Source organism: Chloroflexota bacterium (genome assembly GCA_016219275.1).
Classification (GTDB): Bacteria; Chloroflexota; Anaerolineae; order UBA4142; family UBA4142; genus JACRBM01.
In genome coordinates, this window is sequence record JACRBM010000038.1 from 111010 (window position 1) to 126582 (window position 15573).

Consider the following 15573-nt stretch of genomic DNA (forward strand, 5'->3'; position numbering starts at 1 on the left):
TCTCATTTCAACTTGTTCAACTCCGCTTCCAACAACGCGCGCGCCGCGCCGAGCGATTGATCGCACGTGATCGCGGCGGCAAATTCTGGATCGGCTTTGGCTTTGTCGCCGCGCGCGAGGAACACGAACGCGAGATTAAAGCGCGCGCGCGACCACTGCGGAAAACTGGTGACGATCTTTTGTGCGACCGTTTGCGCGGCGTCGAACGCGCTCGTCGCCTCGGCGCGCCGATTCAAGCGCGTCAGCGCGAGCGCGCGCCGCACATGCAACCCCGTCTCGACGAACGCCGCCGATTCAATCCCCACTTGTTGCGTCCACGCCGGCAAGGCGGCGATCCCGCGGTCGTACTCCGCGAGCGCATTCGCCGCGTCGCCGCGGCGCAACGCGAGGTCGCCCACGCGCGCTTGCGCGAGCGCGTTCGCCGGCAACGCGATCAGCGCGAGTTTGTACTCGCGTTCCGCGTCCGCCAGTTTGTCTTGCGCGTACAATGCGTCGCCCAAATCATAACGCGTCCACGACGCCACGAGCGGCGGCAAGTTCGGCGTCGCCAACAACGCTTGAAATTCGCGCGCGGCATCATCGGCTTTTCCGCTCCGCAACAAGAATTCGCCGGCGAACAAATGCGCCAGCGCATTGCTCGCGGGCAACGCGCGCAACTCGCCATACAGTTTTGCCGCGTTGTCCCCGCGCCCCTGCGCTTCGAACAACGCCGCGAGCAAATCCTTGTACAACGCTTCGCCCGGCGCGAGCGTCACCGCCGCGTTCGCGGCTTGCAGCGCCGCATTCAGGTTGCAGCGCCGCAGCTCGTTCGACGCGACGCCAAAGCGCGCTTGCGCCATGCCGCCGCTCGCAAGCGCATCGCTCGGATTCGCGGCGAGCGCTTTTTGAAATTCCACCGCCGCCGCATCGTACTTGCCCAGCCGATTATAGACCATGCCCAGATAGACGCGATTGTTCGGATCCTCTTGCAGCGCGAGCGATTTTTGGTACGCGGCAATCGCGTCATCCCAGCGCGCGACCTTTTCGTATGCAAATCCGAGCGCGGCGTGATAGTACGCTTCGTTCGGCGCGAGTTTGACGAGTTGTTCGCGTTCCGTCACCGCCTTTTGATATTGTTGTTGTTCCTGATACACCGCGCTCAACGCAAAACGCGCTGACGCAAAATTCGGTCGCAAGGCGAGCGCGGCTTGGAGATTTTTTTCCGCGTCGGCGTACTGTTTTTGATCGTACTGCAACGCGCCGAGCACGTACAACAAATCCGCATCCTGCGCGTTGAATTTCACGGCTTGTTGGTACGCGGCAATCGCTTTGGGCATATCGTTTTGGTTAAAGTACAAACTGCCGAGCGTGCGGTACGCCGTCGTCGAGCACGGCGCGAGCTGCACCGCTTGTTGCAGTTCTTCGATTGCCGCCGGCGCGTTGCCTTGCTCGCTGTACAGCAGACCCAGCAACACACGCGCGTTCGCGCCTTTCGGAACGGCGGCGACCCAGCGTTTGTACTCGCGCTCCGCCGCGGCGAGATCTTTTTTGTTATAGTACGCACTCGCCAGCGCGCGAAACACGCGCGCGTCGTTCGGCGCGATTTTTTCGGCTTGCTGAAATTCCGCCATCGCCTTGTCCGCGTCGCCGCTGCTCAAGTACGCGTCGCCCAACGCGAGCAACGCGGTGACCGACGCGGTCGCTTGTTGCTTGGCTTGTTCGCGCAACGCGATCGCTTTTTGGCGCGAACTTTGCGCCGCCGCGTCCTGACCCAGCGCGGCTTGAATGGAGGCGAGCATTTCGTACGTCGTCGCGTCGTTCGGCGCAAGTTTTAGCGCGCCCTCCAACGCGCGTAGCGCGAGATCGGTCTTGCCAACCTGGTTATACAGATCGGCGAGCAAACGTTGCGCCGCCGCGCTGCTCGGGCGCAGACGCGCCGCCGTGTTCGCCTTGTCGAGCGCGAGGTCGTAACGCGCGGGGTTGCACGTTTCGGTGTACGCAATCGCGAGATTGTACTGCGCCTCGAAGAAATCCGGTTTCGCCTTGACCGTTTGCTCCAACTCGGTCGCCGCGTCCGCCATCCGATTTTGCCGGAACAGCACCGCCGCGCGATGAAAGCGAATTGTCTCCAGCCCGGACGAACCTTCGCCGCTTGCCGCGCCTTGCGCGAGCGACTTGTCGAACAGCGCGATCGCATTGTCGTTGTCGCCGTTCAGATAGTACGCGAGACCCAGCCCGGACATGGCGATCAAATCAATTTGTTGCGGGACATTTTTGCCGAACAGATCGAAACTCACGAGCGTTTCCGGCACGCGCACCGCGCGCGTGACTTGCCCCACCTTCGGCAACTCCGGCAACGCGAGTCCGCCGAGTCCGGCGGCTTGCAACACGACTGGCACGCTCAACGATTCGCGCGTGAGCGTCGCCGTTTGCAATTGCACCACATCCGTGCTCACACCCGCGTCATCGTACCGTCCCCAGATCACGAGCGACGCTTTGCGCTCCGCCGCGCGCGCGCGCGCTTCGTCCGGCGATTTGTACATCTCCGCCGTACGTTGAATTTCGAACGCGCCGCCGGCGTTTTTCGCTTCGTCGCTCATGCGCCGATAAATGCGTTGCGCGAAATCAATCGTGCTCCGCGCTTGCGAGCCGTCGAAATCCGCAATCGCGATGACGAACGTGCCCGACGGCGTGAGCCGATCGTACATCGTCCACGCGCCCCACGCGCCGCCCGCGAGAATAATCGCGCCGAGCATCATCGCCGCGCGTTGACGAATCACGCGATCACGCGGACGCGCGACGAGAAAAATCGAAAGCGCGCCGCTCGCGACGAATAATGCGATAATCACGTACGGCAACGCGGACATCAACGGCACCAGCGGGCGCGTGATCAAATCGAAAAAACCGACGATGAATTGCAGACTCGCGATGAGAATGCCGATGATGCCCAGGATCGTCGCGAGGTAACTACGCCGGTCTTGCGGCTGGCGCACATCCGGCACATCGCGCCCGATGAGCGGCGCAAACATTTGCGCGATTCTGCCCGCGCCGGACAAGACGCGCCGATCCATCGTCGAAAGCGGACTCGCCGCCGGTTCCGGCGTCCCAGGTTTTTCGACGAGCGTACCCGCGTCTTTCGACGTGGCGGGCGCTTCGACGAATGTGCCGGCGGACGATAACCCGGCGGATGCTTCGGGCGCTTGACCGCGCAATGCCGCCGTGAACGCGCGCGCGAACTCGCCCGCGCGTGGAAATCGTTCCGCCGGATTTTTCGCGAGCGACTGGAGAATCACCGCTTGCACTGCATCGGGCACACTCGCGTTGAATTGGCGCGGCGGCGGCGGCGCGGTGTTGAGGTGTTGCATCAACACCGCCGTCGGCGATTCGCCCTGGAACGGCACGCGCCCGGTGACCATTTCGTACGCGACGATGCCGAGCGCGTAAATATCGCTGCGCGCGTCCACCGGTTTGCTTGCGGCTTGCTCCGGCGACATGTACGCCGGCGAGCCGACAACCGCGCCGCTCGCGCTCAACTGCGCGGCTTCGCCGACGATTTTCGCGATGCCAAAATCGGCGAGCACGGGGTCGTCGTTCGCGGTGAAAAGAATGTTTGCCGGTTTCACATCGCGATGAATCGCGCCGCGCGCGTGCGCGAAATCGAGCGCGCTTGCAATCGCGTCGAGAATGCGCGCACATTCGGCGAGCGGCATCACGCGAAGCGTGTTTTGCGCGCGCAACGTGCCGAGCCGAATCTTGAGACTGCCCGAATCCAAAAATTCCATCACCATGTACGGTGTGTCGTTTTGAATATCGAAATCATACAACTGCACGATGTGCGCGTGACGGAGCGACGCGACGAGTTTCGCTTCGCGCCGAAAGCGCTCGCCGAAATCGGATTCGGTCGCAAGATGCGGATGAATCACTTTGATCGCGACGTTGCGTTCGAGCAGCGGATCGCGCGCGAGATATACCTCCGCCATTCCGCCGCGTCCCAGCGTTTTCGTGACGAGATATTTGCCGAAGGTTTGGGTGGACATAGAGTACCTACCGCCTCATCCCTCACCCCCTTGCCCCCTCTCCTTTAGCCACGCCCTTAAGGACGTGGCTAAAGGAGAGGGGGTTGGGGGAGTGAGGTGAGGTTATCTAGTCAATTCCAACTTCAATCGAATCTTGACGTCGTTGTCCACATACAACGATCCGTGATGTTGCTCGACCGGATGAATTTCTGAATTTTCCATCACGGTGCTGTTGTCGGGAATCGTGTCATCGCCGGCTTCGCCGCTGACGAACTCGACATCGCGCCACATGCCTTCCGCGTTGCGTTGCACATTCACACGCGTCGTCGTCTTGAGTCCGTAACCGAAAATCGAAACGGTCGGCACGCTCGACCGCGTGCCCAGCTCTTTGCGAAACTCGCGCGCGATGCGCAGGAGCGGACGTTGCTTTTCGGAAATCCAACGTTCGTCTTCGAGCACGTCAATCGCCGCGTCGTTTTGATCGTAGACACAACGAAAGGTCGGCAGAATTTGGTACGAGGAAGGAAAACTGATAATCGCCGTTCGGAGACGTTCGCCGAGAATGCCAAAGGGGAGCAGACCTTCGCCGTACAGTAAGCCCGGCAAAATTTGCGGCACGCCATAGTGCGGTCCGCCGACGAGCAACAAGCGTTCCACTTTTTTCTTGCCGCCGGCGTGTTCGACAAAATAGCGGCTCACCAAACAACCCAGACTATGCCCGATCAAAATGAGCGGCGGCTTGATGCCCCAGGTTTCGATCTTCGCCGCGAGCTGCCGCGCCGAAATTCGCACATCCTGCCGCCAATCGTATGCGAACTCGAACAGATTCTTGCCGCGTTCGTAACCCAGTTCTTCTTCGAGATAATCGCCGAGCCGGCTGTATTGTTCGAGTTTGATGACGTTCGGCACGAGCACGACATCCTGGACGATGCCACGCGGTTCGAACTTGTTTTGCTCCGAGTAAATGAACGCTTCGGGATTCGTGAACAAGAAACGCGCGTTGGGCCACACGCGTTCGGTCCCGCGATACAATTCCGACCCCATCAAGCCGGGCACGATGACGACCGGACGCCGCGCGCCTTTTGCGCCGGGCGTTTCGATGAAGGTTGCCGCATTCGCCATCGTCAAATCCTGGGTCGCAAACCCGCGCTTGAACGTGAGTTGCGCGCTGCCGATCCGAATCGCGTCGCCGTCGTTGAGCGCGTGCTCTTCGATGCGTTCCGCACCGACCCAGGTTCCGTTCGTGCTCTTCAGGTCGCGCAAGACGAACGCGTCGCCGCGGCGTTCGATGCGCGCGTGCTTGCGCGACGATTTGGGATCGTCGAGCGCGATGTCGTTGCTCGCATCGCGCCCGATGGCAAGCGCGTCCTGTGCGAACGTCGCTTCCCAGGTTCGCCCGCCGGCGCGCACGGCGACGCGCGGCGTTTGTTTGTTCGCCAGCGTCATCGCCATCGTCGCGTGCGCGAGCGTCGCGTCGAGTTCCGCATCCGAGTTGATCGCTTGAATCTCCGGCGCGTCGGTCACCGCGCCCAGGTCGAAACTCAACGTGCTGTCGCCGAGTGCGATCACATCGCCCGGCTTGAGTGTCGCGCGTTCGACGCGGACGCCGTTCACGCGCGTGCCGTTCGCCGCGCCCAGATCAATCACCGTGACGCCGCTCGCGTTACACTCGATCCGCGCGTGCTGGCGCGAGACCTTGGGATCGCGCAAGGCAATGTCGTTTATCGTCGCGCGACCGAGCGAAATATCCGCGTCGTTCAACGCAAATTCTTTTTCCTGTCCATTCGGTTGCGTCAGGATAAGTTTACCGTATGATTGCATGGCGATTCCTCCTTCAGAATCCCAGGATGAAGGATGAAGGCGGAAGGACGAAATCGCTCATTCCGTCTCTTTCATCTCTCACCCATCACGCATCACGTTTTATGTTTTACTTTTTCCCCAGCGCCTCGCGCAAGCCAGGAATCAAATCGAAACCGACCGGCACGGTGATCGAAGAGAATTTCAAATCGTCGCCAAGCGGTTCGGCGCGTCCGCCGAGAATGCTCGCGAGAAATTGTTCGACGACCGCATAGTACGCGCGACTGTTCGTCACGCTCTGGAAACCGTGTCCTTCGTTCGGATACAACAGGTACGTCGCCGGAATAGTCTTCGCTTGCATCGCCTTGACGATTTGATCGGCTTCGGATTGTTTGACGCGCGGATCGTTGCCGCCTTGTTGAATCAACAAGGGTTTCTTGATTTGCTCCACGAACGTAAGCGGCGAACGGCTCAACAAAAACGCGCGCCCTTCTTCGGTCGTGTGATCGCCGACGCGTTTTTTGCGTACGTCCGCGCTCGTGGACCAGTACGGCGGCGGGTTTTGCATCAACGTGACGAGACTCGATGGACCGACACTGCTCGCGCCGCACGCGAACACGTCCGGCGTAAACGTCAATCCGACGAGCGTTGCATATCCGCCGTAACTGCCGCCCATGATGCAAATTTTTTTCGGGTCGGCGATGCCCTCGCGTACCGCCCACTCGACACTGTCAATCAAATCGTCGTGCATCTTGCCCGCCCATTCTAAATTGCCGGCGTTCAGAAACGATTTGCCGAATCCATCCGAGCCACGAAAGTTGACGCTGAGCACGACGTAACCGCGATTCGCCAACCATTGATGCAGCAGATTGTAGCCCCACGCATCACGCGACCAGGGTCCACCATGCACGAGCAAAATCATCGGCAAGGGTGTGAGCGGTCGTAACGCGCCGTCAGCATTCGATTCGAGCGGCAGGGTGAAATAACTAACGAGGTCAAGCCCATCGCGCGATTTGACGACCGTCGCGTGCATCTTGGCGAGCGGCAAATTTTCGAGCGCGGGGCGATTCGAAAACAGGAACGTCGCTTTTTTCGCGGCGCGGTCGTAGAGATAATAGCGCGTCGGTCCGTCATCCGGCGAGTACGCGATGACCCAGCGTTTGTCGTCGAGCGTGCGGCTCACCACATCCATTTCACCCGCCGCGACCGAGTCGAGATAATCCAAGTCCGGTTGAATCGCGCTGTCGAGCACGAACCATTTTTTCTTGTCGTACGTAAACGCGACCGCTTGCATTTCGCGCGTCGTCGGGTGGAAGATAAATCCGCTAATGTCCGCGCGCACATCTTGCGCGAGCACGGTCGGCGCGCCGGTCGCTAGGTCAATGCTCGTCAACGCGCCGGTGTTGCGCCCGCGACTGTCCACCATGTACGCGGCTTTGCCGTCGCGATAAATGCTGACAAGGTACGTCGAGGACTCATCCTCCAAACCGATCTTGGTAAAACTTTCCCAGGTTCCCTTGTCGGTGCGACGAAAAATTTCGCGACCGCCCTCGGACGTGACTTTGGTCGCAAAGCGCACGACGAAATCGTCGTCGCTCGTGAAACTGTCAAAGCCCTCGTTGTTTTGCAGCACGAGCGCGCGGTCGCCGGTTTCGATATTGGCGCGATAGAGGTCGAAGCGTTTCGCATCGCGTTCGTTCAAGGAGATGAGAATTTCGCGCGGAAATTTCGCGCTCGCGCGGTGGATGCTCGCGCGCGTGCCGCGCGGCGTGAGCGTGCGGACACTGCCCGTCGTCAAATCGGCGGCATAGATTTGATAATTCTCGTCGCCGTCCAAGTCTTGTAAATACAACACGTGATTATTTGTGTACGCCCACAAATACGTGCGCGTGCCGCGATTCGTGCTCGTGACCGGTTTCGCGTCATTCGGCTTGTCCACCGGCGCGACCCAGACATTGAGCGCGTTGTTGAATGGCGCGAGGTAACTGATCTTGGTCCCATCGCGGCTGAACGACACGCTCGTCTTGTCCACGAGCGCGAACAACGCGCGCCGTGGAATCAGCGCGGGCGGCGCGGTCGTCGGCAACGGCGGCGCGGTCGGGATGACGGTTGGCGACGGCGCGCGCGTCGCAGTCGGCAGCACGGCGGCGGCGACTGTCGGCGTGGCGAGCGACGCAGTGCGCGGCACGGAGACTGACGCGCACGCGGTCAGCGCGAGGAATAGCGTAATCAATACGATGGGTTTCACAAACTTCATTACACTTTACCTGACTTGATATTTTTGGATTGCGGATTTGTTTTGTAGGGACGTTCAATTGAACGTCCCTACGAACACAACGACACGCGTGCGTTACTGACGCGCGCGGTAGGTCGCGACGACGCGCGACAAGAATTCGACCGGCGCTAACGCGTCGGCGAGCGTGCGCGTTTCGGCATCGTCCACGCGCGTCAAGATGGTTTGGCGAAGCGTCTGCGCGAGCGCGTCCGCGTTGCGTAGTTTCGCGCGTCGTTGCAAAAATGATTCGATCATTTCCACGTCGGCTTCTTTGAGCCGCGCGACGCCAGGCACGTCCGCCGAATCGGACACTGGCGCGCGTTTGACTTCGAGGTCGCTCAACTTGATCGAGTCTTTCAATTTGACGACGACCGTACCCGCGGCGAAATCGCCCAAGCGTTTCGCGCGGCTGTTGGAAAACATCACGATGACGCCGACGCCGTACGCGAACGGAAAAAAGTCAATCACGCGCACGATGTTGCGGATGAGCGCGTCGAGCACGGAAAGCGGATAGCCGTTCTCTTTGACGACGCGCAAGCCCAACGCGCGTTTGCCCGGCGACTGTCCGTTGAGTATAATCTCGAAGAAGAAAAAATACCCGAACTGGATTAGAAAGAGCACGAGCAAGACCAGCGCGACGAGCCAATCTTGAACGCTCATCGGCAGTTCTTTGAACAGATCGCTCGCATTGATCGCCATGATGCCGATGAGGAGCGCGAGGTAGAGCGCCGCTTGGATCAGCGAATCAATGAGACTGGCGAGAAAACGCGAACCCAGTCCGGCAATTTCATAACCGAACGAAATGTTTTCCGGTGTTTCGATCTCGTGACGTTCGATGATGGTGGAATCGGTCATTGGAGTGTAGAATGTCTCCCGATGAATTGGTCCGACAACGCAAGCCCGACTGGGCACGCCTCACCGATTTGCTCGCACGCGCCGAAGGCGGTCGTCTCGCCACGCTGACGGAAACGGAGCTGGTGACGCTCAGCCGATGGTATCGCGCCGCCACGTCCGACCTCGCGCTCGCGCAACGCGATTTTCCGCGCCACAACGTTACGGTGTATCTCAATCAACTCGTTGGGCGTGCGCATCCGCTCGTGTATTGCGGCGAGCCGCTCGTGTTGCGCCGCGTGCGCGATTTTTACGCGCGTGAGTTTCCGCAATTATACCGCGATTTCGCTGGTTTGGTAGGGGTGGCGGCGTTGATCTTTTTCGGGCTTGCCATCGTCACGTATTTGGCGATGCTGGCGAACGCGGACCATGCGCGCTATGTGCTCTCGCCGCGCACGATCGCGACGATTCGAAATGGGACGCAGTGGTGGAAGGATTTGAACGACGCGAATCAGATCGGCGCGTCGTTCGTGATGACGAACAACATCGGCGTGTCGTTCCTCGCGTTTGCCGGCGGAATGCTCCTGGGATTTGGTACATTCCTCGTCCTCGTGCTCAACGGCATTCATCTCGGCGCGGTGCTGGGGCTGATGCAGGTTTACGATCACGCCGCGCCGCTGTGGGAATTTGTCATCGGGCATGGCGTGCTCGAGTTGAGCGAGATTACGATGGCGGGCGGCGCGGGACTCGCACTCGCGTACGCGGTGATGCGACCTGGGTTGCTCACGCGTCGTGATGCGCTCGTCCTCGCCGCACAAAAAGCAATGCGCTTGCTCTTGGGCAGTGTGCCACTGCTCATCGTCGCGGGAGTGATCGAAGGATTTCTCTCGCCATCGGACGCGCCCGCATTCATCAAGTACGCGGTCGGCATCGCGAGCGGCGTGTTGTTGTACGCGTACCTATTCCTGGGCGGTCGACAAAAAACCGCGCGATGACCGCGCGGATTTCGCCAAAAAGCGTAAGAGCAGCGTGCGGCGGGACGCGAATTGCGTAATACGAAATACGCATCACGCAATTCGCAATTCGCCTTACTCGTACACCTTCTCGCCTTCGGTCTCCGCGTTCACCGCGTCCATCTCGACATCGCGCGCTGTGCTCGTTATTCCCAAGAGTTCCTTGTAGTACTCGTGCTGGATGACGAGATTCATAATCTCGTTCGTCCCCGTCCAGATCATCATCAACCGCGCGTCGCGCAAGAGTCGCTCGATGGGATAGACGTTGGTGTAGCCGATGCCGCCCAGCACTTGCATCGCGTTGTTCACCACCTGCCACGCGGTTTCGGTCGCGAGTTTTTTCGATTCGGAGACGCGTCGCCGCACGCGTCCTGGTTCATCGCCGGCGTCAATCGCGCGCGCGGTTTCGTGTGTGAGCGCGCGCGCCGCGTCAATCGCCGTAATGCTTTCTGCGATTTTGAAATTGACGCCTTCGTACTCGCGAATCTTTTGCCCGAACGCGCGCCGGCGATCCGCGTACCGCGCCGCGATCTCGATTGCCGCGCGCGCCAAGCCCAGCGCGCCTGCCGCGCTCGTCATCCGTTCGGGAATCATCATCTGGTTGAAAATTTCCCCCGCGCCGTTTTCGCGCCCGACGAGATTTTCCACCGGCACTGGCACATTGCGAAAATAGACGCGCCCCGTGCCGCCGCCGCGTGTCCCCAGCAATCCGTAAACGTGTTGCACCTCGACGCCCGCGCCGCGCTCGACGAGGAACGCGCTCAAGTCGCGCGGCTTGTCGCCGGTGCGCGCGTAGACGAAAAAGTAATCCGCGCCTTCCGCGCCAACGATGAAACGTTTTTGCCCATTGAGTACGTAAACATCATCATCACGTACCGCGCGCGTCGTCGCGCCGAAAAAGTCGGAACCGCCGCGCGGCTCGGTCAATGCTTCGGCGGTGGTCAGTTTGCCTTCGAGCGTCGCGGTCAAGTACTTGCGCTTTTGTTCCGGCGTCCCGAAGCAGTTGATCGCTTCGCCGACAATGGTTGGAAGCGAATACAAACACGCGAGCGACGCGCCGAGCACGCCGATTTCTTCGAGCGCGAGCACCTCGTGCGCCCAATCCAATCCGCGTCCGCCGAATTCTTTCGGAAAACGCACGCCGAGCAAGTTCCACGCGGCGAGTTTTTGCACGTACTCGCGCGGATAACGCACCTTGTCCGCGTCCATGTCGAGCAAGAGTTGGCGCGGCACCTCGTTGCGCGCGAACGCGCGCGCTTCATCGCGCAGTTGGCGTTGCGCGTCGGTCAAAAGAACGTCTAACATTGCAACCTCCTTTGACGCCGAATCGTTTCCATGCTAGTGTCTTTTCGAGATTTCCCCCGGGAATCCGGAGGAAGGGCAAAATGGTTGAACATAAACTGATTGAACGTCGCGATGATATTTTGGGCGGAACAACCGTGTTCGCGGGAACTCGTGTGCCAGCCCAGACTCTGATTGATTATCTCGAAGGCGGGCACTCACGCGAAGAATTCTTGGACGATTTTCCGACCGTCGCGCGCGAACAAGCGATTGGCGTTCGGGAACTATTGAAGACAGCCGTTTTGACTCAACCGGCATGAAAATTCTCCTTGACGAATGTCTGCCACGCAAGTTGAAATACGCGTTGCCAGGTCACGACCTAACTTATTTCCCCTTTTCCAAACACGGGTCGCGTTTGGAAAATGTCTCGACCAGGAATGAAATCCACGAACTTGCCATCCTTTGCTTTAGAACGAATTTCGTTTCGTGTTCCGGTATGCGTTGCAACCAAGACCTGTCAGGTTTTTAGAAACCTGACAGGTCTGCCATAAACGCGTCGGGAATCTGCTTCAGCGAATTGAGCCGGTAAACTGTTCGATGGGCGTCCAGTCCCAGCCCTGCTTGGTTCCAATCAGCATCAAGATGGCGAGACCGTTCTTGCCCGCAAAAACGCCGGTCGCCTGTTGCATCGTCACGGAGCGCGAATCGTTTTCCGCAATCGTCAAAGTCACCGATTGACCCTTGATTCGCACTTGACGCGTTCCCGTCACGCGATACGTACCGCCCTGCATCGAGTACTGCCGTTGAAATTGTTCTTGCAATTGTTGTTGCATGTCTTCCGGCTTGGCGCTGCGATCCGCGCTCTGCATCAGCATGATCATCGGACGCGCTTTGTTCGCAGGCGCAATCATCACCATTTGCATCGCGAACAAATCCATGCCGAACTCTTCCTTGTAGCCGGACGGTAAGGTGTACTCCGCGATCTTTGCCGCCGTCTGTTTGATCTGCTCCGGGTTTTGCGCGTTCGTCGCGAAATTCTGCATCACGCGCGGCGCGAAGAACACGAGCACGACGCATGCGAGTACGCAGATCACCGTCAACGTTCCGCCAACCAGCAAAACGATTTTCATAGTGCGACTCATCTCCGCGCCTCCTTTCCTTCTCTTGACACATTTCAACGAATAGACGCGAGAAAACGCTCAATCAAATCCCAGTCCCATTTTTGTTTTTCGCTGTCTACCCGCACAGTCACTACTCCCCCTCTTCCAGGAAATAGACCGATTGCATGACGGGAAGTGATGCCTTCGGATTGACTCTCGGTAATGTAGAGAGGAACTAGAGCATCTTTGATCTTCACTTTTCTTTCGCCAACAAACCAGTAAGTAACCCCGCGTACAATGTCGTTACTCTGCACCTGACCGCGTAGTTGTTCGTCCATCTCCTTCAACTTGGTATTAGAATGTGTGATTTGATCCAAGTGAAAGGCAGGACTGGTCTTGTCGCTGGAAGCAATCAAGACGGTTTGGGAAACCGTTAGGTCGCTTCCGAACTTCTCGGTATAACCTGGGGGCAAAGTGTAATCGGCGATTTTCGCGGCAACTAATTTGGCATGCTCTGGATTATCCGCGTCATGGATAACGGATTGAGCCCACAGCGGCATAATTACACCCAACAACACGCACATCGTCAGCGCGCAAATCACAATCAGCATGCCACTAACAAGCAAAACGATTTTCATCGTGCGAGACATGGAATTGCCTCCTTGAATTGGCGATTGGAAATCGCCTCGCGTGAGCCGACGGCTGGTCGCCCGCCTACGCGGGCGAATTGCGTCCACGCAGGTGGACGCCCGGCGGCACGCCCTCGAAAGGCGTTTTCAAACGCCCCAGTTCTGTCACACGCCGTCCGCTAAATTCGTCCCACTGCCTTCGACTCCAAATACCGATTCACAACCGCAATCGTCAACTGATTCGCCGGCACGTCGAGCGTGAGCACACCGCGATGTCGGAGCGATTCGAGCAACAGCGCGCGCTCGTCGAGCAGTTGCTCCGCGACGACGCGCTCGTACACACTTTGCGAATCGCGCGGGCGTTGGCGCGCGAGATCGTGCACGCTTGGATCGCTGATCGCGACGAGGAGCGGCAAATGACGCGGACGCAACGACGCCATCTGCGCGACAATCGTATCCACCGCCAAGCCGGACGATAGATCGGTGAACACGACGACGAGCGAACGCTTTTTGTGTTTCGCGCCGAGAAACGCGAACGCGCGCGCGTAATCCGATTCGACCGGCTGCGACTCGACGCCGTACAACGTCGCGAGCATTCGATAGAATTGTCCCTTGCCACTGCGCGGTGTGAGAAAATGCGTCACTTCATCCGCGAACGCGATCAGCCCGACTTTGTCACCGCGCAAACCCGCGACGTACGACAGCATCAACACCGCGTTCACCGCGTAATCGAGTTTGGCTAGATTCTCGACCGGCGCGCGCATCATGCGTCCCACGTCGAGCAACGCGAGGATCGTTTGACTGCGCTCGGTTTCGAATTCGCGGCTGATCGGTTTGCTGCGCCGCGCGGTCGCTTTCCAATCAATCCGGCGAAATTCGTCATCCGGCTGGTACTCGCGCAAACGCTCGAACTCGGCGCCGCGACCCAGGACGCGCGTTTGGCGCAAGCCCATCTCGGTGAGGTGATGCCGCCGCGCGAGAACTTGGTACTTGCGAATGTCGAGCAGGTTCGGATACACCTTGACCGGCGCGCCCGTCGCATAGCGCGCTTGGCGCACGATCATTCCCAGGACGCCGCGCCACCGCAGATTCGTATCGCCGAAACGATAATCGCCGCGCCGCGGCGGACGAACGTGGTAGCGGAATTCGACGGTTTCGCGTGGACGGAGTGGAGCAAATGGCAAATTGCGAATGACGAATGGCGAATGGCGGGCAAGCGCGTCAACAGTCTCTCGCTCGCCTAATGTAAAATGGTCGGCGGCGAATTGCGGCGGGAATTCGTCGCGCGCGATGAGGCGCGTCGCGCGGCGACCGCGATGCGTCACGCGCACGATGATCAGATTGTCCGCACCGAGCGAGAGGCGCGTGTCGTTGACGCGTTGCGTCTCAAAATCTTTGGGCGCGGGCGAGAGCAAATAATCTGTGACGATCATGATCATCACGAGCAACAGATACACCACCGCGAGGATCAGCAATTCGCGTGCGAGCGTACCGAGCGCGAGGAACGGCGCGGTGAGCAAGAGAAGCAACAAGGATTGACGAGTTAGGAGCATTTCAGATTTCAGATTTCAGATTTCAGATTGCGGATTTCTCAATTTGAAATCTACAATCTGAAATCTGAAATTCAACGGGGCACTTCAACTTTGCCGAGAATCCGTTTCAGCACACTGTCCGCGTCGAACCCTTCGATTTCCGCTTCGGGTTTGAGGATGATGCGATGGCGATACACCGGCAGGACCAATGCTTTTACATCGTCGGGCACGACGAAAGCGCGACCCAGCATCGCCGCCCAGGTTTTCGCGCCGAGCAACAGCGCGATGGACGCGCGCGGACTGCCGCCCAGCGCGAGGTCGGGCGATTTGCGCGACGCGTCCGCAATCGCGGTGATGTAATTCAGAATGCCGTCTTCGACCGTGACCGTGTTGATTTCCTCGCGCACGCGCTGGATTTTTTCCGGCGTCAACACCGGCTCCAGTCCGGCTTGCGCGAGTTGATGCGCGTCGAACCCGCGATGATAGCGACGCAAAATTTCGGTCTCGGATTCCGGCGGCAAATAATTCACGACCGTTTTGAACATGAACCGATCTAACTGCGCTTCGGGCAGCGGATATGTGCCCTCGTACTCGACCGGGTTTTGCGTCGCGAGCACCATGTACGGGTCGGCGAGCGGATAGCGGTCGCCTTCAATCGTCACCTGCCGCTCTTCCATCGCTTCGAGCAACGCGGACTGGGTCTTCGCCGGCGCGCGATTGATTTCATCCGCGAGCAGAATGTTCGTGAACGCCGGACCGCGCTTGAGAAAGAATTTCCCGCTCGCCATATCGAACACTTGTGTGCCGACGACATCCGACGGCATCAGATCAGGCGTAAATTGCACGCGCTTGAATTCCGCGCTGATCAGATGCGCGAGCACTTTGGCGGCGAGCGTCTTCGCCGTCCCAGGTACGCCTTCGAGCAAAACGTGTCCGCGCGCGAACAACGCGATCACCATTTGCTCGAACACGGTTTCCTGTCCGACTAACGCTTTCGCGGCTTGCGAGCACAGAGCTTGATAAGTTTGTTGCACGAACGAGTTGGGTGTCATGTTAGTTTCCTCGAGTCCTCACCCCTCTCCTCTAGCCACGTCCTTAAGTGGCTAGAGGAGAGGGAAGA

At 59.1% G+C, this 15573-nt stretch carries 11 protein-coding genes; 2 read left to right on the forward strand and 9 right to left on the reverse strand.

Annotation, left to right across the window (positions count from 1 at the left end):
- Positions 1-2 precede the first annotated feature (2 nt).
- The 4 genes from HY868_08530 to HY868_08545 form a co-directional block, all read right to left on the reverse strand.
- Entirely contained in the window at positions 3-4016 is a 4014-nt protein-coding gene (locus tag HY868_08530) for a tetratricopeptide repeat protein (GenBank protein MBI5302168.1), read from the reverse strand.
- A gap of 102 nt (positions 4017-4118) precedes the next feature.
- Positions 4119-5816 carry an FHA domain-containing protein gene (locus tag HY868_08535; GenBank protein ID MBI5302169.1) on the reverse strand — a complete coding sequence of 566 codons (1698 nt, stop codon included), beginning with the start codon at positions 5814-5816 and terminating at the stop codon, positions 4119-4121.
- A 106-nt stretch (positions 5817-5922) separates the two neighbouring features.
- Positions 5923-8049 carry a S9 family peptidase gene (locus tag HY868_08540; GenBank protein ID MBI5302170.1) on the reverse strand — a complete coding sequence of 709 codons (2127 nt, stop codon included), beginning with the start codon at positions 8047-8049 and terminating at the stop codon, positions 5923-5925.
- Between the two features lie 93 nt (positions 8050-8142).
- Positions 8143-8922, reverse strand: a complete 780-nt coding sequence (locus HY868_08545; protein ID MBI5302171.1) for an RDD family protein — start codon at positions 8920-8922, stop codon at positions 8143-8145.
- 11 nt (positions 8923-8933) lie between these two features.
- Between HY868_08545 and HY868_08550 the strand changes: the two genes are divergently transcribed.
- On the forward strand, positions 8934-9893 hold the full coding sequence (locus HY868_08550; GenBank protein ID MBI5302172.1) for a stage II sporulation protein M: 960 nt from the start codon (positions 8934-8936) through the stop codon (positions 9891-9893).
- Between the two features lie 93 nt (positions 9894-9986).
- Here the strand turns inward: HY868_08550 and HY868_08555 are convergent, their stop codons facing one another.
- On the reverse strand, positions 9987-11216 hold the full coding sequence (locus tag HY868_08555) for an acyl-CoA/acyl-ACP dehydrogenase (protein MBI5302173.1): 1230 nt from the start codon (positions 11214-11216) through the stop codon (positions 9987-9989).
- Between the two features lie 80 nt (positions 11217-11296).
- Between HY868_08555 and HY868_08560 the strand changes: the two genes are divergently transcribed.
- Positions 11297-11512, forward strand: coding sequence for a DUF433 domain-containing protein (locus tag HY868_08560; protein ID MBI5302174.1), 216 nt, complete (start codon positions 11297-11299; stop codon positions 11510-11512).
- Between the two features lie 249 nt (positions 11513-11761).
- Here HY868_08560 and HY868_08565 read toward each other — a convergent pair whose 3' ends face one another.
- From HY868_08565 to HY868_08580, 4 genes are all read right to left on the reverse strand, one after another.
- Positions 11762-12334 carry a hypothetical protein gene (locus HY868_08565; protein MBI5302175.1) on the reverse strand — a complete coding sequence of 191 codons (573 nt, stop codon included), beginning with the start codon at positions 12332-12334 and terminating at the stop codon, positions 11762-11764.
- A 32-nt stretch (positions 12335-12366) separates the two neighbouring features.
- Positions 12367-12942 (reverse strand): hypothetical protein, encoded by a 576-nt coding sequence (locus HY868_08570; protein MBI5302176.1) that lies wholly within the window; start codon positions 12940-12942, stop codon positions 12367-12369.
- Positions 12943-13100: 158 nt separating this feature from the next.
- Complete coding sequence (locus HY868_08575) at positions 13101-14474, reverse strand: DUF58 domain-containing protein (GenBank protein MBI5302177.1); 1374 nt, start codon at positions 14472-14474, stop codon at positions 13101-13103.
- Positions 14475-14545: 71 nt separating this feature from the next.
- A complete protein-coding gene (locus HY868_08580; protein MBI5302178.1) occupies positions 14546-15505 on the reverse strand; it encodes a MoxR family ATPase in 960 nt (319 codons plus the stop codon).
- Positions 15506-15573 lie beyond the last annotated feature (68 nt).

Coding starts and splice junctions, on each gene's coding strand:
- HY868_08530 (MBI5302168.1), bottom strand. CDS start 4,016: ATGTCCACCCAAACCTTCGGCAAATATCTCGTCACGAAAACGCTGGGA.
- HY868_08535 (MBI5302169.1), bottom strand. CDS start 5,816: ATGCAATCATACGGTAAACTTATCCTGACGCAACCGAATGGACAGGAA.
- HY868_08540 (MBI5302170.1), bottom strand. CDS start 8,049: ATGAAGTTTGTGAAACCCATCGTATTGATTACGCTATTCCTCGCGCTG.
- HY868_08545 (MBI5302171.1), bottom strand. CDS start 8,922: ATGACCGATTCCACCATCATCGAACGTCACGAGATCGAAACACCGGAA.
- HY868_08550 (MBI5302172.1), top strand. CDS start 8,934: ATGTCTCCCGATGAATTGGTCCGACAACGCAAGCCCGACTGGGCACGC.
- HY868_08555 (MBI5302173.1), bottom strand. CDS start 11,216: ATGTTAGACGTTCTTTTGACCGACGCGCAACGCCAACTGCGCGATGAA.
- HY868_08560 (MBI5302174.1), top strand. CDS start 11,297: ATGGTTGAACATAAACTGATTGAACGTCGCGATGATATTTTGGGCGGA.
- HY868_08565 (MBI5302175.1), bottom strand. CDS start 12,334: ATGAGTCGCACTATGAAAATCGTTTTGCTGGTTGGCGGAACGTTGACG.
- HY868_08570 (MBI5302176.1), bottom strand. CDS start 12,942: ATGTCTCGCACGATGAAAATCGTTTTGCTTGTTAGTGGCATGCTGATT.
- HY868_08575 (MBI5302177.1), bottom strand. CDS start 14,474: ATGCTCCTAACTCGTCAATCCTTGTTGCTTCTCTTGCTCACCGCGCCG.
- HY868_08580 (MBI5302178.1), bottom strand. CDS start 15,505: ATGACACCCAACTCGTTCGTGCAACAAACTTATCAAGCTCTGTGCTCG.